Source organism: Phaeobacter italicus (assembly GCF_019801785.1).
Lineage (GTDB): Bacteria > Pseudomonadota > Alphaproteobacteria > Rhodobacterales > Rhodobacteraceae > Phaeobacter > Phaeobacter italicus.
In genome coordinates, this window is sequence record NZ_JAHVIJ010000001.1 from 774668 (window position 1) to 796088 (window position 21421).

The window sequence follows — 21421 nt, forward strand, 5'->3', positions numbered from 1 at the left end:
TCAGTCATGGGCCACCTCCCGTCCGCTGATTGCACCGATCACGCCACCACGGGCGTAAAGCACGATGATGAGCAACAGACCGCCAAGATAGATCTGCCAATAGTCGCTGATCCCGCCCAGAAGATGTTCCAGCAAAATGAAAAGAGCTGCACCGATGACCGGACCAAACAGCCGTCCAACGCCGCCGATGATGACAAAAATCATGATCTCGCCACTGGTGTGCCAGCTGAGCATGGTGGGGCTGACGAAGCGGTTCAGATCGGCAAACAGCGCCCCGGCCAGACCGGTGATTGCCCCGGAAATCACAAAAGCGGTCAGACGCAATTGATAGGGGGTGATGCCAACGGTTTCGACCCGTGCCTCGCATTGGCGCGCCGCCGACAGCGCAAGGCCGAAGGGCGCACGCGCCAGACGCGCTGCGAACCACAAGGCGGCACAAAGGATCACGTAGCAGATCAGGAAAAACTCTAGCGGAACCAATGTGTTCAATCCCGGAAACTCATTGCGGACCCAGATCGACAGACCATCTTCGCCGCCATAAGCCGTCCAGCTGATTGCAAAGTAATAGAGCATCTGCCCAAAGGCCAAGGTGATCATGATGAAATAGACACCCGAGGTGCGCAGCGACAGCGCGCCGATCACAAGCGCCGCCAGCGCGCTGGCGACAACCGCGACCAGCCAGATCACCGGCATCTGATTGGTGCCTTCGATCAGCATTGGCCACTCGGCCAGCGGTTCATAATTCTGCGCGTGGGCCGCAAGGATCCCCATCGCGTAGCCCCCAATGCCAAAGAATGCCGCATGGCCCAAACTGACAAGACCTCCGATCCCCAATGCGATGTTGAGGCCGACGCCAGCAAGGGCGAGGATGGCAACCTTCGTCGCCAGCGTGATCAGAAATGGCTCTTCCGCCATATGCGCCCACAACGGGATCGCAAGCAGCAGAAGGATCACCGCCGCATTCAACAGTTTTTCCCTGTTCATCAGTGCTGCCCCCCATAGAGACCGGACGGGCGCACCAACAGGATGGCTGCCATCAGGATGTAAATCAGCATCGAGGCCAGCGACGCGCCAACCGATGTGGCGCTGGCTGGCTCCATGAAGAGACCAAAGAGCTGCGGCAGGAATACCCCGCCCAGGGTGTCGGTCAGCCCAACAAGCAGCGCACCGACCATGGCCCCCTTGATCGAGCCGATGCCGCCGATCACGATCACAACAAAGGCCAGGATCAGCACGGGTTCGCCCATGCCCACCTGCACCGACTGGATCGCGCCGACCAGCGCACCAGCCAGCCCCGCCAGCGCCGCGCCCAAGGCGAAGACCAGCGTGTAAAGCTTTGAAATATCGACACCAAGGGCCGCAATCATCTCGCGGTCGCTTTCTCCGGCACGGATCTGAATACCAATGCGAGTGCGGGCAATCAGCCAGAACAACCCTGCCGCCACGACCAGACCAATCGCAATGATGGTCAAACGATAAAGCGGATACTCAATGCCCCCCGGCAGGCTGATCGGGCCGGACAGATAGCTTGGCACGTCAAGAAACAGCGGAAATGAGCCAAAGACCCAGCGCGTGCCTTCGGAAAAAATCAGGATCAGCGCAAAGGTGGCCAGAACCTGATCGAGATGATCCCGGTCATACAGCTTGCGTATCACCAGCAGTTCGACCAGCGCACCCGCCGCAGCTGCCGCCGCCAGACTGGCAACCAACGCCAGCACAAAGGAGCCGGTCCAGGCCGCAACGATCGCCGCTGCAAAAGCTCCCACCATATAAAGCGCACCATGCGCCAGATTGATCAGCCCCATGACACCAAAAACAAGCGTCAGCCCGGCCGCCATGAGAAAGAGCATCACCCCGAACTGTAACCCGTTCAGGATCTGCTCCAGTATAAGAATGAGGGACATGAGTTAGTTCCACCAAGGCAGAGGCACACGGGGCCCCCACGACATTTGGGTATAGGTCACGTGCGGGCCGACGTTTCAATCGCCCCGCACGGTTCAAGCGGTCTTACATCTTGCACTCTGCCGCGTAGGCATCTGCATGGTTTTCCAGACCGGTTGCGATGATCTTGTTGGTGAATACATCGCCTTCCTGAATGACTTCGCGAACATAGATGTTCTGGATCGGGTGGTGGTTGTCACCGAACTTGAAATCCCCCCGGACCGAGTCGAACTCAGCCGCTTTCAGCGCCGCACGGAAGGCGTCTTTGTCATCGACACTTGCCTTGTCCAGCGCGCTGAGGATCAGGTTTGCGGTGTCGTAGCCCTGGCTTGCATAAAGGGACGGTAGACGTTCGTATTTCTGCTCGAAGGCGGCGACAAAGGCCGTGTTGGCCGGATTGTCGAGATCCTTGTTCCACTGCGAGGTGTTTTTGATCCCCAGGGCCGCACCGCCGACCGCCTGCAGGATGCCCTGATCAAAGCTGAAGGCAGGGCCAACAACCGGCAGATCAACACCGCTGTCGGCATATTGCTTGAGGAAGGAAATCCCCATGCCACCGGGCAGGAAGAAGTAAACGCTATCGGCGCCGGAGGCCCGGATCTGGGCAATCTCGGCGGCATAGTCGGTCTGGCCCAGCTTGGTGTAGGTCTCGCCCGCCAGATCGCCTTGGTACATCCGCTTGTACCCGGTCAGCGCGTCCTTGCCCGCCGGATAGTTCGGCGCAAGGATATAGCTGTTTTTCAGACCTGCATCATTTGCATAGGCGCCTGCGGCTTCGTGCAGGTTGTCGTTCTGCCATGCCACGTTGAAGTAGTTTTCGTGGCAGCGTTTACCGGCCAGTGCAGACGGGCCTGCGTTCGGTGACAGGTAGAAAACACCCTGCGCCGTTGCTGCGGGCACAACCGCCATCGCGAGGTTGGACCAGATGATGCCGGTCATGATGTCGACTTTTTCGGACTGGATCATGCGGTCGGCAATCTGCACCGCGCTTTCGGGTTTGCGCTGATCGTCCTCGATCACCACCTCGATATCGTCACGTCCGGCCTGTTCCATCGCCAGCATGAAACCATCGCGCACATCAACACCCAGGCCCGCGCCACCGCCGGACAGGGTTGTGATCATGCCGATCTTGGTCTCTGCTGCCGCGGACATTGCCAGCGCGGATACCGCTGTCGCCAGCGCCATTGTAGTGAGGGTCTTCATAGGTCCATCTCCCTGGTCTGTCTGAGCAAAGAGGGCCGCTTCTGATGGCAGCTCCTCGCAGCTTACTCTTTCCGATTGAACCGCGCGGCGCCAGCATTTTGCCGGTCTTTGTGAAAGATTTCCGACAGTTGCCCAACTGCACAGCCCGCACCGTCTTACGCGCGCTCTGCCAGAACACCCCATCATCCCTCTAGAATGCACAGGTCCAATGGGCCGGTTCACCGGCCTCTGAGTCGAGCCTAGGCTGATCAGGTGATTTGGTTCAAGCTTAAAATATCAAACCTTAAAGCTTTCCGACCGCGAACCAGCGCGCTACGGAAAATCAACCGAACGCCGGATCACCCTCATAGGTGGCGGACAAATCGCATGGAGCCGCTGCTCAATCTGGGCAGCAACGCACGCTCTGGGGACGACCCGAATGCCGGGTCAAACCCAAGATGGAAACAGTTTTTGGATTTTTTGGGACCGTAAAAGAGAAATAAAAAATCTCAGTTCGAGGTCAATTTTTCATTCGATTGGAATTCAATAAATCCAACGCGCGAACCGCTTCGGTCTCTTTCAAGCTGCTCGGTGAACCGCTTCACCATCTCGATATTAAACCGAATCTCGTGCACGCGTTCAGACAATTGCTGCCCCAGAACACCAATCGCCCGCTCGCTGTCGACCAGGCCCGTGTCTGACGCGGCCAGCACATTCAGCAGCGGCATGGCAATCTCGCTCAGCACCTGCGCGCTCAGCTCGCGGGTGGTTTCCTCCAGTCCAGCGCCGAACCCCACGTCCTGCAGGAACGCATGGGCCATGCTGCCAACGCTGATCCGGAACCGCACGATAATGGCACGAACGCCATCTTCCTCGGCAGAGGCGATGACATGGGCGCCAGCCATGATTAATCCGGGCAATTCAACGACAAGAGAAGGCAGCGACAGCACCTGGTGCCCTTCGCCCAGCCCCTGCAGGCATTCGTCAATGGCAGTGCTGATCTGCTCGTGAAAGATTTCACTGCAACGCATTTGCGCACTAAAGGAGACGCGGTTGCGAAAGCTGTGCGACAGGACTTCGCAGGATTTCAGAATGATATCATCTGCGCCCCGCTCCGTCAGGTTTACGACGAAACGTCTATGACCATCTGCGCGGTCAGCCACGTCTGAAATTCTGGAAATATTCATGTCAACCAACCTAACTCACGCCGTTATATATTTAACCTATAATTAGGAAGGTTAAACATTTCGTTTACAAAGCGTAATTTCCAATTCAGACTAACGTCAAGCGTTAAACAACCATAACACGAACTCGCACCGACCGAAGCAACCAGAAAAAAACACGCCAGTCGTCAGATGCCCATAGACCCGGGAAGGTGAATGCTTCAGACAGGTTTTGATACTTTAAGAGATAGGCAGCCAAATGACAACGCAATCAAGCGACAACCTGACACTGATCGGGATCGGATCCTCAGCTGGCGGATTGGAAGCCATCCGGGAGCTGGTCAGCGCGTTGCCGGGCAATCTGCCAGCCGCCTATGTCGTCGTGCAGCACATGTCGCCAACCCACAAAAGCCTTTTGGCTGAATTGGTTGCGCGCCAGACGGACCTCACCGTTGAAACGCTTGCAAGCGGAACAACACCAGAGGCCAACGTGATCTACATCACCCCTCCCAAGCATGATGTCATCTGCCGGGAAGGCAAACTGGTCCTGCTGGCAGATCCCAATTCAGAGCCGGGAACCCCCTGCCCCTCAGTCGACCGTTTTCTCGTCTCGCTTGCCGAAGATCGCGGCGCGCGCTCTGCCGGGGTGATCCTGTCGGGAACCGGCAGCGATGGCGCCTACGGGATCCAGGCGATCCGGGAATCCGGTGGCATTACCATTGCCCAGGAGGCAGAAAGCGCGAAATACGACGGCATGCCGGTCGCAGCCATCCAAAGCGGCTGCGTGGATCTGATTTTGCGGCCAAGCCAGATTGGCGCCAATATTTCCAAAATTCTGTCCAGCCCACGGGATTTTGCCGAATTCCGTTCTGAATCTGCGAACAATGACGGACCTCTGGCTGACCTGCTGCAGATCCTGCTGGCGCGCACCCGCGTCGACTTTCGCGACTACAAACAGACCACCATCAACCGTCGCATCGAACGGCGCATGCTGGCGCTTGGGATCGAAAGCCAGGAGGACTACACCCAGTTCTGCAGGGCAAACCCGCAGGCGGTGGATGCCCTTTTCAAGGATCTGTTGATTTCGGTCACCCGCTTTTTCCGCGACAAGGAAGAATTCAAGCATCTGCGCAAAATGCTGCAGCAGCTCCTGAAGGACCGAGGCCCCGGCCCATTGCGGATCTGGATTGCCGGCTGTGCCACCGGTGAAGAGGCCTATTCGGTGGCGATGGTCCTGGCCGAGGTTCTGGGCGAGCCGACAAGCCAGTTCAAATCCAATGTGCAGATTTTTGCGACCGACATCGACAAAGACGCGCTGCGCGTTGCCCGAACGGGCGTTTACCCGCTGTCAGCCCTGAACGACATCCCGTCCGAGCTGGCAGATAAATACCTGGTCCGGCAGACCGACGGCGTGAAGGTCATCGACAACCTGCGCAATGCGGTTCTGTTTTCCGACCACAACGTCTGTCAGGATCCGCCCTTTCAGAAGGTGGATCTGATTTGTTGCCGCAACCTGCTGATCTACTTCGGCACCGCCCTGCAACAACGGGTGATGTCGCGCTTTCACTATGCCTTGGCGCCCCACGGGCTTTTGTTTCTCGGCACCGCTGAAAGCATCGCGGGATCTGATGAGCTATTTGTGCAGGACCGCGAGGCCACGCATGTCTACCACAAGCGTTCGCTCCGGGCGACGTCCGGCCAGCCCTACTCGATGCCCAATCTGCCGCTCATGGTCCAGCGTCCGGTCATCAACCCCCCTGTTGACCCCGGCCCTTCAACGGACCGGCAGCTGTTTGAGGCGCTGGCGCAGTCGCTCGGCAAGAACTCGATCCTGGTGACCGAGGATTTCTCGATCGCACGGGTCTACGGCAACGTCAGCCCGTTTATCGAGGTCAGCGAGAAAAGCTCGCTCCGGATGCATCTTGATCTCCTGCGCAGTCCGCTGCGCGAGGAAGCCCGCAGTCTCATAACCATCGCGCTCAAGAACGGGGCCCGCAAAGGGGGCGTCCGTCATCTGCTGGCGGAAAACGACGATGAAGAAATCCGGCTCGACGTCTTTCCCATCGTCGCCAAGGAAATCAGCGAGCGTGCAGCGCTTGTCGTCTTTACCCCGGTAACGGTCGACCGTGCAAAACTGGCAGCGACCGCGGCAGAACAGAACCCCGGCGATCCCAACTACGAGCGGATCCGGATGCTGGAGAACGAGGTGGCGACCACCCGCGAGGCGCTGCAGCAGACCATCGAGGAACTGGAAACCTCCAACGAGGAACTGCAATCCCTGAACGAAGAGCTGCAGTCCACCAACGAGGAACTACAGGCCACAAACGAAGAGTTGGAAACCTCCAACGAAGAGCTGCAATCCACCAACGAAGAGCTGATCACCGTCAACGAAGAATTGCAGGTCACCGCAACCGAACTGAACGGTCGCACAGGCGAGCTGATTTCTGTTCTGGAAAGCACACCACTGGCGATTGTCGTCGCGGACAGCGCGCTTCAGATCACGCAGGCGACAGCAGCCGCAACACGCCTGTTTGGCATCCGTCGACCGATTTCCAGCCCGCATATCAGCCAATGCGAATGTCCTGACGGCTATCCGCCGCTTGCCCCCATGTGCAACGATGCGCTGCGGCTTGGCCAAACCGTGACGGAGGAGTTCACAGCCGGTGGCAAACAGGTTCGCATCAACTGTTCGCCTTACTTCGACGTGAACGGCAAAATCCTCGGCGTGACGATGGTTGTGTCGGAATTCCCGGCCATGGCCCATGAGATGGAGATGATCCTGGAGAACTCCGGCCTGTTCCTCATGAACCGCAGCCGCGATGGTGATATCCTGCGGATGAGCGCCTCCTATGCCGAACTTCTCGGCGTCAAGCGAGAGGACGCGCTGGCGCGCAACGTCTTCTCCCTTGGCATCAGTGCAGCCCGTCGCAAGCTGTTTGAAGATGACACCAAAGTGCTCAGTGACAGTAGCGGCTTCACGCAGGATCTGGTGCAGCTCACGATGCCTGGCAAAAAAGACGTTCGTTGGATCAACATGGCCCGGCATCAGATCCCGCACCCCACCGATGGCGACCCGACAATCTTTACCATCGGCACCGATGTCACCGAAACCGTGAACGCCCGCAAAGCCGCAGAAGGTCAACTGGCACAGGCAAAGCTGGTCACCGATATGGCCGGAATTGGCTTCTGGTCCATCACCGGCAAAGAGCAGGAGATCTATTGGTCACCGCGGGTCTATGACATCCACGGATTGACGCCGGAGGAGTACACGCCTGAACTCGGATCCGCGATTGACTTTTTCCATCCAGACGATGCCCCGAGCGTCGAGCGATCTGTGGCAAAAGCCATTGAGGCCGGTGGCAGCTTTTCCTTTATCAAACGACTGCGCCAACCTGACGGCACCATCGTTTGGGTGGAAAGCCACGGGATTGCGATGAAGGGCGAGGATGGAAATACCACCGACCTGGTTGGCATCTTCCGCGAGGCGGAACCCCACGCGCACCCCTGATCCGGCGCGCTGTATGACCCAACAAAAAAGGCGCAGAGTTCTGCGCCTTTTTGCTTTGCCATCGTCGGGCCTGCTAGACGGCTTTCAGCCGCCGCCCCGCTGTCAGACCATCAGCGGCATGCACGATCGCCTCGGCATCAATGCCAAAGTGGTGGTAGAGATCCCCAATGGTGCCGGTCTGGCCGAAATGCTCAACCCCAAGGGGGATCGACTGGTGCCCCCAAACGCTGCCCAGCCATGCCAGGGTCGCCGGGTGGCCGTCGATCACCGTGATGACCTTGCAATGCGCAGGCAAGCCCGCCATCAGCGTCTCGATGTGGCTTTGCGCCTGCGCCACGCCACGGGCGCGGGCCCGCTGGGCGGCGGTCCAGCCTGCATTCAGCCGGTCGGCCGAGGTGACAGCCAGAACCCCGACATCCCGGCGCCCCTCACCAATTGCGGCAGCCGCCTTGATCGCCTCCGGCGCGACCGCCCCCTGATAGGCAATGACCACATCGCAGTTCGGGCCGGGCTTTTTCAACCAGTACGCCCCATCAATCGCCCCCTGTCTGAAATCATCGTCGACGCGTTTGCCGGGCTGTTCAATCGGGTTGGTGGTCAGCCGCAGATAGACCGAACCGCCAGTTTCATCGCGCAGCCACGTGCGCTCGTCCGGGTCGCCGTCTCCGTCCCGTTGCAGATAGTCGAAGGCCCATTCCATGATGACCGCCAGCTCATCGACAAAGGCAGGCTCAAAGGCCGCGAGGCCATCCTGGCTCATCCCGATCAGCGGTGATCCGATGGATTGATGCGCACCACCTTCCGGCGCCAGCGTCACCCCGGATGGCGTGCCAACAATCATGAAGCGCGCATCCTGATAGCAGGCATAATTCAGCGCATCGAGACCGCGCGCCACAAACGGGTCATAGACAGTGCCAATCGGGATCAGCCGCTTGCCAAACAGCGAATGGGACAGTCCCGCAGCCCCAAGCAGCAGGAACAGGTTCATCTCCGCAATGCCCAGTTCGATGTGCTGACCGTCGGGGGTGAATTCCCATTTCGCGGTAGAGGGGATCTTGTGTTCGATAAAGGCATCGGCTTGGGGAGTGCGGGCAAACAGCTTGCGCCGGTTGACCCAAGGTCCAAGGTTGGTGGTCCCCGTCACATCCGGTGACATGGTGACGATCCGCGCAGCCAGATCGCTATCCCCTTTGGACAGATCATCAAGGATCTTGCCAAACCCCATCTGGGTCGACATTTCCCGATCCGTCTTTACCTCGACCGCTGGAACAGAAAGATGTGCGTCATTGTAGCGACGCGCGCCCTTTGCAAAGAACGGCACCTGATCCAGAAAACCCTGCAGCGCCGCAGGATCCTTGACCGTGGCAAAGGGCTCCCACTCCTCGCCTTCGGCCACACCCATATAGCGCTGCCATTCCGCCATCTGGCTCTTGTTCATCAGGCCGCCGTGATTGTCCTTGTGGCCCGCGATTGGCGTGCCCCAGCCCTTGACCGTATAGGCCAGAAAACAGACCGGGCGGTCATGGTCGATGGCGGCAAAGGTCTCTGCCATTGTGCTCACACAGTTGCCGCCAAGGTTTTCCATCAGCGCCGCCAGCTCTGTATCAGAGCGCCGGTCGATCAATGCGCTGACCTCTCCCTGATCGCCAAGGTCCTCCATCAGGCGCGCACGCCAAACCGCGCCGCCCATGAAGGTCAGCGCAGAATAGGTCTGATTGGGGCAATCATCGATCCACTGGCGCAGCTTGTCGCCGCCCGGCTCTTCAAAGGCCGCGCGCTGCAGGGCGCCATATTTTACCTTCACCACATCCCAGCCGAAGGCGTCAAAGATCTTCTCGATCCGCTGAAACAGCCCTTCCCGCACGATCCCGTCAAGGGACTGGCGGTTGTAGTCGATGATCCACCAGGTGTTGCGCAGATCGTTTTTCCAGCCTTCCTGCAGGCATTCATAGACGTTGCCCTCGTCCAGCTCAGCGTCGCCAACCAGCGCCACCATGCGCCCCTGCGGCGCGTCCGCACCCCAGGATTTCGCGGTGATATAGTCCTGTACCATGGACGCAAAGGAGGTGATCGCCACGCCCAGACCCACAGATCCGGTGGAGAAATCCACGTCATCAATATCCTTGGTCCGGCTGGGATAGCTTTGCACGCCGCCAAAGCCGCGGAAATTCTCCATCTTTTCGCGGGTCTGGTTGCCCATCAGATACTGGATCGCATGAAAGATGGGCGACGCATGAGGTTTCACCGCCACCCGATCCTCTGGGCGCAGGGCGCTGAAATACAGTGCGGTCATGATCGACACCATAGAGGCAGAGCTGGCCTGATGGCCGCCGATCTTGATGCCGTCTTCCTTGGCGCGCAGGTGGTTTGCGTTGTGGATCATCCAGTGGGACAGCCACAAAAGCCGCTGTTCAATGGTCTTGAGAGTTGCTGAAGGTGGCACGGGAGTTTGGGCATTATGGGCCATGGGGAACCTCATCACGACAAAGATAGGCTGACCGGCACGCGGGCTGTTGTCCTGATCGTCAGGACGCACCGCTCCCGGCTGCACCATTCGACATAGAATTGGCGCAGGGGCTGGTCAGGGCAAGGCTGGGGTGGATCAGGGTATGGGATGGGCCCGCAGACTGCGCGCCCACCCCAGACCATCAGGCGGCGTAGGCGTTATGTGACGACAGCGCCTGCATCAGGTCATCAATGATATCATCGACCCCTTCCAGGCCAACGGACATCCGCACCAGGCCTTCGGCGATGCCGTGTTCGGCGCGTTCTTCCGGAGTGTAGGTCGAATGCGTCATGCTCGCCGGGTGTTGGATCAGCGTTTCCGCATCGCCCAGAGACACGGCGCGCTGGATCATTTCCAGGCGGTTCATCATGGCAATACCGCCCGCCTTGCCACCGACGACCTCAAACGGGATCATGCCGCCAAAACCAGCCATCTGCCGCTTGGCCAGATCGTTTTGGGCAAACCCGTCCAGACCCGGATAATAAACCCGCTCCACCGCCGGGTGGGATTGCAGCGCCTCTGCCACCTTCTGCGCGTTTGCGCAGTGGCGTTCCATCCGCAGCTCCAGCGTTTTCAGGCCGCGCATCAGCAGCATCGCGCTAAAGGGCGACATCACCGCGCCTGTCATGTCTTTCAGCCCCACCAGACGGATCTGGGTGATATCCTCCTTGGAGCCCACAACCAGACCGGCAATCACATCGCCATGGCCGCTGATGAATTTGGTGGCCGAATGCACCACGATATCTGCGCCCAGCTCGATTGGCCGGGTGATGACCGGAGTGGCAAAGGTGTTGTCGACCACAACCTTGGCGCCGACCTTATGGGCGATTTCCGAAATCGCCGCGATATCAATCAGACGGTTGTTCGGGTTTGCCGGGGTTTCGAAATAGACCAGCTTGGTCTTGGTGCTGATTGCCTCGACCAGATTGGCGGGATCGGTCATATCCACCAGCCGCACCTTCACGCCAAAGCGCGGCAAGCCGTGGGTCATAAAGGCAAATGTGCAGCCATATAGCGTCTTATCCAGGATGATCTCATCCCCGGCAGCAAGAAACGACCAAAGGGTCGACGTGATCGCGCCCATGCCAGAGGCCGTCGCAAGCCCCGCCTCAGCCCCCTCAAGGTTGGCAATCCGTTGCTCCAGGTGATCAAGCGTCGGGTTGGAGATCCGGGTGTAGAAATGCCCCTCCCGCTCGCCTGTGAACATTTCTCCGCCGGCCTCGGCCGATTCAAACGTGAAGGTCGAGGTCAGATAGAGCGGCGGGTTCAACGCGCCCTGCTGCGATTGGGTGTCATAGCCGTGGTGAATGGCGCGGGTGGCAAAGCTGGAACCAGGTTTGGTCATGGAAATCTCCCTCGTGTTTCCGCAATGCTACGCTGGCACCAAAGGCTATTAGTTGCTATTTTCACCCCAGATAACGAAAGGATTGGCATATTATGCCACAAACACCCAAACTGGACGCAACCGACCGTCGCATCATTCGCGCGCTGCAAAGCAACGGCCGCATGACCAACCTCGACCTTGCTGCTGCCGTCAATCTTTCGCCCTCTCCCTGCCTGCGCCGATTGCGCAATCTAGAAAAGGACGGTGTGATTACCGGCTACAGCATCGACGTGGATGCACGCATCTACGGCCTTCCCGTGACGGTTTTTGTTCGCGTCAGCCTGGAGAACCACACTGAGGGCGTGGTTGCCAATTTCGAACGCCACATCCGCGACACGCCCGAGGTGCTGGAATGCTACGTGATGACCGGCCTTGCCGACTATCTGCTGCGCGTGGTTGTCGCCGACCTCGAAGATTACGAACGTTTCGTCCGCGCCCGCCTGCACCCGATCGGCGGCATCAGCTCTATCGACACGAGTTTTGTCTATGGAACGGTGAAAAAGACGGCAGTTTTCCCGGATGTCGGCAATGTCCATCGCTAACATCCCCGGCCGAGTGGAAAATGGCGCCCCAATAGCAGGCACTTACATAATTAACACCGCCGCATTCTTTCAAATTTTCCACATTTGAGTATACTAAGGCCTTAGGCGGCGGGACTACTTCCATGCAGGGGCCAATCCAGACATCAATGCAGAAACTCACCACTCGGCTGACGGCATTCGCCTTTGCCGATGTTGCGGGGTACACGCGCCATATGGAGGCAAACACGCCGGAAACCGTCCGGCGCTGGAAGGATCTGCGCGACACGGTTCTGTTGCGCGAGATGCGCAACTACCACGGCATTCGTCGCTCTGATGCGGGGGATGCGTTGCTGCTGGAATTTGCCAGCGCCACCGAAGCGGTTCAATGGGCACTCAGGGTTCAGTCCCGCGCCGCGCAAGAGCAACCCACCGACAACCCAATGCAGCTGCGGATCGGCGTCAACATCGACGACGTGATCGACGACGCGGGCACTGTGCAATCAGATGGGGTGGTTGTCGCCGCGCGCATTCAGCAGATGGCCGAGCCTGGAATGGTTGTGGTCACACAGCTGGTGCGCGATATCGTGCGGCGCAAGATGCAGCTGCGGTTTCACGACCTTGGCGCGCCCCTGTTGAAAAACATCGACCGCACCGTGCAGGTCTATCAGGTCAGCGCCGCAGATGCAGGCCAGCGCCCGCTGCAACCCCACATCGACTGGTCAAATCGCCCTACGCTCGCGGTGCTGCCGTTCGACGATCGCAGCAGCCACGGTGACGAACATTACTTTGGCGATGGGATCACCGAAGAAATCATCTCTGGCGTTTCGCGTAGCAGGGCCATGTTTGTCATGGCCCGCACCTCTACGCTGGAATTTCGCGGCACCCAGGAAACACCTGCCGATATCGGCCGCAAGCTGGGTGTGTCATATCTGTTGACCGGGGCGGTGGAACGCCACGGGGACCAGCTGCGCATCTTCGCTGAACTGATGGATGTGCTCCACAATCGCGCCATCTGGGCCCAGACCTACCGCGGCGCTCTGGATGATCTGTTTTCCTTTCAGGACGAAATCTCCTCCTCCATCCTCGCCATGCTGGAGCCCAAAGTCCTGTCCACAGAGGCTGAACACATCGGCGGGCGCACGCCAGACAGTCTGGATGCCTACAAATGTGTTCTTCGCGCCTTATCCCGTCTCTACCAGCTTGACGACGGCAGCTATGATGAGGCGATCGAGTTGTTGCGCCGCGCGGTCAAACTGGACCCCCATTATGCCCAGGCCCATGCCTATCTCGCGTGGTGCATGAATTTCTGGCTGGCCGAGGGGCATTCCAAGGATCTGCGCAATGACATTCTGACCCTCATCAAACATTCCCGTCGCGCGGTCGAGCTGGACCCGGAGGATGCGCTCACCCTTTCGGTGCGTGCCCATGTGCTCAGCCTGCATGAAAACAAACCCGAAGACGCGCTGGAACTCTTCGAGGACGCTTTGTCGCGCAATATGAACCTGCCCATTGCCTGGGGCTTGAGTGCGACGACCTATGCCTATCTTGGTGATGGCAAAGAGGCCCGCAAGCGCCTGTTGAACGTCTGGCGGCTGACCCCCAACGACCCACTCAACTTCTTTTTCCTCACCGCTGCCGGCCTCGCGGAGTTTGTCGAAGAGGACTACGAAGAAGCCGTCCGTTTTCTGAAAAACGCCCGCAGGAACAAGCCACGATTTATCGCGGCGCTTCGGCTATTGGCGGCGGCACTGGCCCTGCTGGGCCAGACAGAAGAAGCGCAGGAAGTCGGGAAGGAACTGCTGGCGCTCGATCCCAACTATTCCGTCTCCAAACTCGCGACGTGGTATCCATTGAAATCGAAATCCGCACTTGAACAACTCACCAAGGGGCTGCTCCTCGCGGGGCTGCCCGCCTGAGGCTGATCGCCATTTTGCGGGGCAAACCGGGCATATGACCCAGAACCCCGATCAGGAAAGATCAAAACAAGGCAGAGCAGGAAAACGGCAGGGCGCTCGGCCAGGTGCAGGGCGGCTGAGATATATTGTTGCGTTTATTGAAGAGTGTTTGGGGGGATTTACGATGACTGGACAAAACGCGGGCACCGCAAGGGGCGGACAAGCGGCCAACGGGCTCGGCCTTGGATTGGGGCTCGGGCTAGGGAACGGACTGGGCAATGGATTGGGCAACGGTCTGGGTTTGGGCCTTGGTCGTGGGCTGGGGCTTGGCTCTGGTCTTGGCCTCGGAAACGGGCTTGGCCTGGGTCAGGGGTTCGGCCTTGGGTTGGGTTTGGGCAATGGTCAGGGCCTTGGTCTCGGTCTGGGATTGGGGCTTGGCAACGGACTGGGCAGCGGACTGGGCAACGGGCTTGGCCTCGGGTTGGAGGACAACGGTTATCTCTTGGGCAATGGCGCGGATGCGGGCGTTGGCAGCATCCGCAGCTACTACGCCACACCGGCCGAATTGGGCCTCTTGCCCTGGACGCTCGACTTTACCCCCGACAATGCAGGCGGTGAACCCTTTCCACTGTCGATGATCATCAACCCCTACCAGCTGCCCCAGGATCCGGCCGCAGCGCCAGTTGTTCTGGAATGGACGACCGAGGATTGGGATCCTGCCTTGCGTTTCTGGGCGTTGCCGTTTGATCCGCATCTGGGCGAATGGCTGCGCGCGGCGGATCGCTCTGAGCCTGCGACGCTGGCCGCGCTGGAATTCGCCAGCCAGCCAGAACGCTGGCATCCCGATCACGTCGGCACCCGCTGGTTGGAAGACCGCGACCTCTTGTGGCGCTACCAACCCGGCCCGACCGTGGCCGTGTCCCGAACAAGGGCTGAGGAGGCCTTTGACATCATCAAGGCAGAGCTTGAGATCCTGAAGATGTACATGGAAGATGACCGCCAACAGTATCTCGTGGAATGCGATATTCAGGCAGATGGGCTGCCGGCCTATCTGATCCATTTCCTTGGCGCGAACAGTTTTGATCATCCCTTCACGCTCAAGCTCATCGATATGGGGCTCGCGCTCGGCAATGTCGCCTACATGAGCTACAAGGCCTATTTCAAAAGGGTGCGCCCATCGGTTCTGCGGCCCGGTCTCACCGTGCCCTTTGGCCCGCCCGCCCATCCGGCCTTTCCCAGCGGTCACGGATTTCTGGCTCATTTCCTGTCATTGCTGCTGCTGGAAATTCCAGGCATCGCGCAACGTTTCGGTGTGGTCAGCGGATACAAGGCAGATGGATCAGGCACCTCCGTTCAACTCCCGGATGGGGCCCTTTTGCGAAAGCCCACCTACGAGGACATGACGGGCGAGCATGTCGTGCCCTCCCCGCTTTTGACCGTGGCCCATCGCATCGCCGTCAACAGAGAGCGGATCGGAGTGCACTATCCATCGGATTCGATGGCCGGACGCCATATCGCCGCGGGCATTTGGACGTGTTTGATGACCCCAGCCCCTGCCGCGCCTGACGGCACGCCGTGGCAGCCCATTGCCGTCCCGACCCTGCACCGGCTGCTGGATAAGGCTGCAACGGAATGGCCAACGCCCTGGTCTGCTGTGAGCCTCGGCTAGGGTCAGGATGCGAACCGGTAAAGCCCCAGATTATTGTCCCCAGTCACCAGATCGATCAGGGCCTGCTGCGTGACGGGCAGGTCTGCGGTGTCATCCACCCCGCAGGCTAGCGCTGCGGCGGGGTCGGTGTTGGCCCTGTCTCCGGGCGCCGTGAGCTCATAGAGAAGCAAGATGGATGACCCAGCGTTTGCATTGGCCTGCGCCAGCGCCACCTGTTCGTTCACCGCACTCGCAAGGGCCGCCCCTACGGCCAGATCCTGAACGGAACTGCTATTGACCGCGCCAACCGGCAAGGCAAGACCCGGCAAGGGCCATGCAACATGACCTGCCAGTTCAACTCCAACCCAGCCGCGCAGCATGACATCTTCTGCCGTGACCCGGCCCCTGTTTCCGATCAACGGCAATGGCCCCGGCATCATCCATGCGCTGGCCTCCTCCCATGTCAGCGAGACGGGCACATAGCTCCCCGGTCCCACCGGCATATCCCCCACAGCGGTCGGGAACCGCAGAGGACGGCGATCACGGATGTAGAGATCGATCAACGGTGGCGCCCCCGCAGAGCGGCAGACCTTGGTAGGATCCAGCGGAAACATCCCCATCTGCTCAAAGGCCCAGCGAACCACCTTGTGCGACGTTGCAGGTTGCCATTCGCCCCCGCCGCGGTGCAACACCACGGGAGAGGACGCGAGCCAAGCTGCCGCCTCCATCCCTACTTCCAACATCTCCGCCCGAGACGGCGGCTGCGCCAGCGCGGCAATCGCCTGCAACAGCAGGTACAGAGCCCCATCCGAGGCCCGCAACCTTTGCGCCTGCGCTGCGCGTCCCTCGTGCACGCTGTCGCCACCAAGGCACCGGTACAGAAGAAACAAAGAGGACGAGAGGATCTGCTCGCTCAGATACCCCTTGTGGATGTCACCTCCGCTTGGGGGGGCCTCAACAACGGCGCGGTTCATCAGGCCATACCACCCCCAGCCCCTGAGCGGGCTGCGGTCATGGCGGCGCGGCGAAAAAACAAAGGGATAGGTCCACCCCCGCATCTGCGGATTGCCGGGATAGTCGGGCTCTGCAAGTTGCGAAAGCGGGTCAAAATAGACCGCGGCCATGCCATCGCCGGGGCTGTGGGCAAAGTCGAATTCCAGCTGACCAATGCGCGCCGCCAACAGATAGTGGGCAAATTCATGCATCATCCACCGCCCGCTGCTGGCAAAGCCAAGGGGCTGCGCAGGGCGCGCGGACAGGTTGCGCCCGTGGCTCGGTGGGGTCGGCCGGGACCACCTGTTCAACGTCGCCAATGCCAGATGCATGTCGATCGCTGGCCGCGGCTGGCTGGCTGCATCTTCTGCCACCTCATAGCGCACCTGCGCATTGATGGTCCGCCCACTGCGGCCCGGCCCCGGCGTGATCCCCGATCGATAATGGACCGACAATGGCCCCTCTGCGGTCGCCACGTAGTGATCGGGATGCAGCCCTGCGCTCTCCATCAACGCAAACATCTGCTGGCAATGCCAATAGGCGCTGATCGCGGTCGACACATCCCGGCGCGGCGGCAGATGTTCGAGAGGACCATGGGGGAGCATCTTTGCCAGATTTGCCGGCCCATCGCCGGGCACAAACCGGGGGCAATTGCGAACCACAAAAGCCGGGCGCGCCAGCTCAAGACCGCCGCCCAGGGAAAAGGCCACATCGTCACGAAAGCCATCCAGAATGGGATCAATCCGGGAAGGTCTGCGCCAGGTAAGCGGCGGGCGCGGCACCCCCCCGTCCCCCTGCCAATCTGGCGGTGGGACAGGGAACACCCTGAGCGGGATTTCGATTGGCGGAATGCGCGGCTGATCCTGCCCGACAGCTGGATGTGGCTGGCCCTGCGCGATGCCCTCGTTTCCCGCTACGGCGTGGGTCACGAGCGGTTGGCGCTGCACCGCCGCCACGTCAGCCTGCTTGTCCCTGAGGGTCAAACGCGCATCCACCCGGTAGCTCAGCCCATCGGCGGACGAGGCCCCACCCGCCGATCCACGCCCCAGCAGTTGCACGCGCAGCCGCCCCCTGCCCGCAACCAGGTCATCAACGCTGCCCGCAAGCCGCAAATCCTGAAGCAAAAGCGAGCGCGCGGTTGTCCCGCTCTTTTCTGCAATACGCTGAAGCGCGGAAACGCGACTGGCTTGTCCACGGTTGGGGTCATCCGCAGCGGCCAGCCCAAAAGGTGCTCCCGGCAGGATCTGCCCCAAATTCTCCAGCACCGTCTCGCGGTTGCGCGCAGAGGCACCGGCAAGCGCCTCGGACAGGGACTGATGCGTGCCGCCTGGAAACTCGGCTGTCAGCCCCCGCAGGATCAATTCATAGGCCTCAGCGGTGCGGCGCACCTCTATCGGCACCCGAAACCCCGCCCCGCGAAGCCGCGCCACGGCGCCCGGCACAGCACCAAGCGGCAGGGCCTCTGCCGCGACCAGAACCACGGTGGCAGGCAACGCTGCATCCGTGCGTGGCGACAGGTTCCAGCTGGCGATCGGCCCCTGAAGCCCCGCACCACTGCCATCTATCGCAGGCCAGATCGGGCACCATTGCAAGACGGCACTGGCCTCGACATCCGCAACCGCGCGCAGCCAGTTCAGAACAGGGTCGGCCTGGCCCAGGGGACGTGTATCCCCGTTCACGTAGTTGGCCAGCTTATTGAGATAAGCCTCTGCGACAGTTGAAAACTCCGCCAGATCAAGCGGGGCATCACCCGACGAGACGCCTGCGACGAACGGCACCGTTGGATGCGCGATCAGCCGCGAAATCCTGTTCGATCCGGGATATTCCCGTTCATAGCGCAGCCAGCTTTCTGGATGATCTGCCGTTGCCTCCGTTGCCGGTGGCCAGTTCTCTGGCAGGGTGATCTCAGCCATTTCGTCCCCCTTCGGGGCCTGTGCGCAAACACAGCGGGCCACGGCGGGCGCGTTGGCCGGGGCGCCATCTGCACCTGCCCAAAGCGCCGCCTGCGCTGCCGCGTCAGGCGTCCCTCTCGGTGCCGGGCCCCGGTTCCCGGACGGTCAATTGTCATGGTCTTTCCAAGATCAGCCTAACACAGGACACGAAATTTCGCAGCCCTGCTTTCGTCGCGATCAGCCCCGATCAAACAGCACGCCAGGCCCACGGCAGAGATCAAGACACCCCGCATAGCGTGCCATGTGCCAGGCCAAGGCCTGATTGCTGCTCAGGACTGGCTTGCCCAGCTCTGCCTCAAGCGGCGCAATGATACCAAGGGTGCGGAGGTTCGTGCAGGAGAGAAACACCGCCTCGACATCGCTTTGTTGCCCAACCTCAAGCGCCGCGGCATAGGTCGAAGCCGGATCAATACGCGCCACTCGCGCCTCGACCTCCTCTCCGAACGAAACGCCTGCGCGCACGTCAAAACCGGCCCCCTCAAAGGCCCGTCGCATCGGTTCGCTGACACTGTCGACATATGGCGTCACAAGCCCAAGCCCCGTAATGTTCAACGCCCCCAAGGCTGCAAGCGTCGCGGTCAGCGGGTCGCTCACCTCTGGGGTGCTGACACCTGCGCGCAGCAGTTCCGCCACGCGGGCCTGACCGATCAACGTGGTTCCCGACGTGCAGCCATAGCCGACCACATCAAAAGGCGCCGCCGCCGGCAGAAGCGAGGCCGCCGCCGTCATTGTGGTTTCCATCGTTGCTATGGTGTCGGGTGTCAGGTCATCCCCCGAAGGGATGCGGCTGACATAGATCGCGACGTCATCAGACGGAAACATCTGACGAAAATCCTGCTCCAGCGTTTCGTCCACCTGTAACACCACCAGACCCAGCGTCGCCCGGCTGCCAATTGGCCCGGCAAGATCATAGGGAAAAGGCTGACGCGTCTGGCTCATGTCGCCACCCCGCTGAGGATCGGCAGGGCCCTTGGTGCGCGAGATGACAGCAGTTCAGGCCCGCTTTCACGCAGGACGATGTTTTCTTCATGCACGAGACAGCGACCCGGTGCGATTTCAACGCCGGGTTCCAGCGTCAAAACCATACCGGCCCGCAGCTCCGTTTTATCATGGGGCGTGCAAGAGGGCCATTCCGTCAGCGTAAGCCCCAGACCGTGCCCCAGCCGGCCACCACCCGGAACCGCGCCCTGCGCGCGCAACTGCTCTGCAAACATGCGGTGCACATCACAGGCCAGATGACCGGGCCGCAAATGACCAAGGACATGATCCGTCGCCACCATCAGCGCCGCTTGCGCTGCAGCGGTATCTTTGGCGACATGGGAAATGGCGTAGTTGCGATCAAAATCACAGAAATAGCCATCCAGCACCGCGCCTGTGTCCAGCATCAGCACATCCCCCGGTGCAAGTCGGCGATCATCCGCGGGAGAGATCACATCCCCATACCCGCCCGGCCCGGCGCCCCCTGCAGTGTAGCTGACCCAATCCGCCCCCTCCTCAAGAAGGGACATCTGAAAGCGGCGAAACACCTCGTCGAGCCGCGCACCCGGACAGGCATATTCCCCCACCCGTGCAAATGCCCTGTCAGCAACACCACAGGCCGCCCGGATCTTGGCAATTTCAGCCTCGGATTTGATTTCCCGCACGCGCTGCACGACATCGGTTGCATCGACACATTGAGCGGGCGCAATCATAGCCGTCAGACGCAGATAGTCACCAATCGGCATCCGCAACTGGGTTTCAAGCCCCATTGGCAGGCCGATCCGGGGCGCCGGGCTGATGGCGCTCAGCTCTCGCAGGGTCTCTGCCAAAAGGCTCACGCCGTCATCGCCCGGAAAAGGCGCGTCCCACGTCCGGATGTCTTCGATCCAGCCCCGCCCCATCAGCTCTGCACCGATCGCGGGGATGACCGCAACCGGATCGCCCGAGGCCGGCACGCACAGAAACCAAGGCCGCGCCGGGCTTTCCCAAAACCGGGTCAGAAACCCCGCGACATAGTAGAAATCCGACGCGGTGGTCAGCAGCAGCACATCCATACCGCTTTGTGCCATGCGTGCCTGCAGCGCAGCGACGCGCGCCCTGTATTCCGATTGCGCGAAACCCGTCGACGGGGCATCCGGTGATGTCGGCCAACCCTTGGCAGTCTGTGTCATATTCTGCGCCTTCTGCTGTCTCGCCTGCAGGCTGCGTCACCCACCGCAACCGCCCATGTCGAAAAGCGGCATTTCCCCAAAACCCATGTCGCAAACGAGCCATATATTATCTTTCCCACGCTGAAAGCGCCGCCGGGCCAGGCCGAAAAACCCTGACAGAACCACAGCTTGGCATTTTTTCGCGTTATCCACAAAAAATCTCAGCTCAATGCAATTTTCCTCTGGACGCGCCAGATCGCAATGCCTATACCGCCCCCATATTCCGGCGTAGCTCAGCGGTAGAGCAGTTGACTGTTAATCAATTGGTCGTAGGTTCGATCCCTACCGCCGGAGCCATCCACCCCTAACAAAGGGTCGAGGATGGAAATACACTCCCACGAAATCGACTATACATCACCTGCGCACCCCGTTGCAGAAACAACTGATTTGCGCGCGCTCTGTTAAGGAATGGTTGGATCAAACCGGACAGGCGGGATTAGCTAGCCGGATTATCCAGTTGGGGGATACAGGGCCGGGCCGATCCGTTTGGCGCGCCAAGCCGTGCGACGCCAGGCCCTGCCCGTCATTGCCCTGCCCGT

The 21421-nt window shown here is 60.3% G+C and carries 13 protein-coding genes and 1 tRNA gene; 5 read left to right on the top strand and 9 right to left on the bottom strand.

What is annotated here, in order from left to right:
- The 4 genes from KUV39_RS03630 to KUV39_RS03645 all read right to left on the bottom strand — a co-directional run bounded on the left by KUV39_RS03630 (window position 1) and on the right by KUV39_RS03645 (window position 4310).
- Window positions 1-984, bottom strand: coding sequence for a branched-chain amino acid ABC transporter permease (locus KUV39_RS03630; RefSeq protein WP_222458945.1), 984 nt, complete (start codon window positions 982-984; stop codon window positions 1-3).
- The gene (locus KUV39_RS03635) at window positions 984-1904 is read right to left on the bottom strand and encodes a branched-chain amino acid ABC transporter permease (RefSeq protein WP_008560713.1); all 921 of its coding nucleotides are present in this window, start codon (window positions 1902-1904) and stop codon (window positions 984-986) included. Before KUV39_RS03635 ends, KUV39_RS03630 begins: the two co-directional genes overlap by 1 nt.
- Before the next feature lie 103 nt (window positions 1905-2007).
- Entirely contained in the window at window positions 2008-3144 is a 1137-nt protein-coding gene (locus KUV39_RS03640; RefSeq protein ID WP_050672614.1) for an ABC transporter substrate-binding protein, read from the bottom strand.
- A 488-nt stretch (window positions 3145-3632) separates the two neighbouring features.
- Complete coding sequence (locus KUV39_RS03645; RefSeq protein WP_046210315.1) at window positions 3633-4310, bottom strand: hypothetical protein; 678 nt, start codon at window positions 4308-4310, stop codon at window positions 3633-3635.
- A gap of 235 nt (window positions 4311-4545) precedes the next feature.
- Between KUV39_RS03645 and KUV39_RS03650 the strand changes: the two genes are divergently transcribed.
- The gene (locus tag KUV39_RS03650) at window positions 4546-7794 is read left to right on the top strand and encodes a chemotaxis protein CheB (RefSeq protein WP_222458946.1); all 3249 of its coding nucleotides are present in this window, start codon (window positions 4546-4548) and stop codon (window positions 7792-7794) included.
- A 73-nt stretch (window positions 7795-7867) separates the two neighbouring features.
- Here the strand turns inward: KUV39_RS03650 and KUV39_RS03655 are convergent, their stop codons facing one another.
- Together KUV39_RS03655 and KUV39_RS03660 are read right to left on the bottom strand one after the other, a co-directional pair.
- Window positions 7868-10261, bottom strand: coding sequence for a 1-deoxy-D-xylulose-5-phosphate synthase N-terminal domain-containing protein (locus KUV39_RS03655; protein ID WP_222458947.1), 2394 nt, complete (start codon window positions 10259-10261; stop codon window positions 7868-7870).
- Window positions 10262-10442: 181 nt separating this feature from the next.
- Window positions 10443-11645, bottom strand: a complete 1203-nt coding sequence (locus tag KUV39_RS03660) for a methionine gamma-lyase (RefSeq protein ID WP_008561282.1) — start codon at window positions 11643-11645, stop codon at window positions 10443-10445.
- A 92-nt stretch (window positions 11646-11737) separates the two neighbouring features.
- On the opposite strand from KUV39_RS03660, the gene KUV39_RS03665 reads away from it, so the two are divergent.
- The 3 genes from KUV39_RS03665 to KUV39_RS03675 all read left to right on the top strand — a co-directional run bounded on the left by KUV39_RS03665 (window position 11738) and on the right by KUV39_RS03675 (window position 15769).
- The gene (locus KUV39_RS03665) at window positions 11738-12226 is read left to right on the top strand and encodes an Lrp/AsnC family transcriptional regulator (protein ID WP_222458948.1); all 489 of its coding nucleotides are present in this window, start codon (window positions 11738-11740) and stop codon (window positions 12224-12226) included.
- A 122-nt stretch (window positions 12227-12348) separates the two neighbouring features.
- On the top strand, window positions 12349-14121 hold the full coding sequence (locus KUV39_RS03670) for an adenylate/guanylate cyclase domain-containing protein (RefSeq protein WP_222458949.1): 1773 nt from the start codon (window positions 12349-12351) through the stop codon (window positions 14119-14121).
- 163 nt (window positions 14122-14284) lie between these two features.
- A complete protein-coding gene (locus tag KUV39_RS03675) occupies window positions 14285-15769 on the top strand; it encodes a phosphatase PAP2 family protein (RefSeq protein ID WP_222458950.1) in 1485 nt (494 codons plus the stop codon).
- Between the two features lie 2 nt (window positions 15770-15771).
- Here KUV39_RS03675 and KUV39_RS03680 read toward each other — a convergent pair whose 3' ends face one another.
- The 3 genes from KUV39_RS03680 to KUV39_RS03690 all read right to left on the bottom strand — a co-directional run bounded on the left by KUV39_RS03680 (window position 15772) and on the right by KUV39_RS03690 (window position 20843).
- Window positions 15772-18654, bottom strand: a complete 2883-nt coding sequence (locus KUV39_RS03680; RefSeq protein ID WP_222458951.1) for a hypothetical protein — start codon at window positions 18652-18654, stop codon at window positions 15772-15774.
- A 216-nt stretch (window positions 18655-18870) separates the two neighbouring features.
- Entirely contained in the window at window positions 18871-19632 is a 762-nt protein-coding gene (locus tag KUV39_RS03685) for a maleate cis-trans isomerase family protein (protein WP_222458952.1), read from the bottom strand.
- Window positions 19629-20843: a M24 family metallopeptidase gene (locus KUV39_RS03690; RefSeq protein WP_222458953.1), complete on the bottom strand. Its 1215-nt coding sequence runs from the start codon at window positions 20841-20843 to the stop codon at window positions 19629-19631. Before KUV39_RS03690 ends, KUV39_RS03685 begins: the two co-directional genes overlap by 4 nt.
- Window positions 20844-21104: 261 nt before the next feature.
- Here KUV39_RS03690 and KUV39_RS03695 point away from each other — a divergent pair.
- Window positions 21105-21179: transfer RNA gene (locus tag KUV39_RS03695), tRNA-Asn, on the top strand.
- The last annotated feature ends 242 nt before the right edge of the window (window positions 21180-21421 follow it).

Coding starts and splice junctions, on each gene's coding strand:
- KUV39_RS03630 (WP_222458945.1), bottom strand. CDS start 984: ATGAACAGGGAAAAACTGTTGAATGCGGCGGTGATCCTTCTGCTGCTT.
- KUV39_RS03635 (WP_008560713.1), bottom strand. CDS start 1,904: ATGTCCCTCATTCTTATACTGGAGCAGATCCTGAACGGGTTACAGTTC.
- KUV39_RS03640 (WP_050672614.1), bottom strand. CDS start 3,144: ATGAAGACCCTCACTACAATGGCGCTGGCGACAGCGGTATCCGCGCTG.
- KUV39_RS03645 (WP_046210315.1), bottom strand. CDS start 4,310: ATGAATATTTCCAGAATTTCAGACGTGGCTGACCGCGCAGATGGTCAT.
- KUV39_RS03650 (WP_222458946.1), top strand. CDS start 4,546: ATGACAACGCAATCAAGCGACAACCTGACACTGATCGGGATCGGATCC.
- KUV39_RS03655 (WP_222458947.1), bottom strand. CDS start 10,261: ATGGCCCATAATGCCCAAACTCCCGTGCCACCTTCAGCAACTCTCAAG.
- KUV39_RS03660 (WP_008561282.1), bottom strand. CDS start 11,645: ATGACCAAACCTGGTTCCAGCTTTGCCACCCGCGCCATTCACCACGGC.
- KUV39_RS03665 (WP_222458948.1), top strand. CDS start 11,738: ATGCCACAAACACCCAAACTGGACGCAACCGACCGTCGCATCATTCGC.
- KUV39_RS03670 (WP_222458949.1), top strand. CDS start 12,349: ATGCAGGGGCCAATCCAGACATCAATGCAGAAACTCACCACTCGGCTG.
- KUV39_RS03675 (WP_222458950.1), top strand. CDS start 14,285: ATGACTGGACAAAACGCGGGCACCGCAAGGGGCGGACAAGCGGCCAAC.
- KUV39_RS03680 (WP_222458951.1), bottom strand. CDS start 18,654: ATGGCTGAGATCACCCTGCCAGAGAACTGGCCACCGGCAACGGAGGCA.
- KUV39_RS03685 (WP_222458952.1), bottom strand. CDS start 19,632: ATGAGCCAGACGCGTCAGCCTTTTCCCTATGATCTTGCCGGGCCAATT.
- KUV39_RS03690 (WP_222458953.1), bottom strand. CDS start 20,843: ATGACACAGACTGCCAAGGGTTGGCCGACATCACCGGATGCCCCGTCG.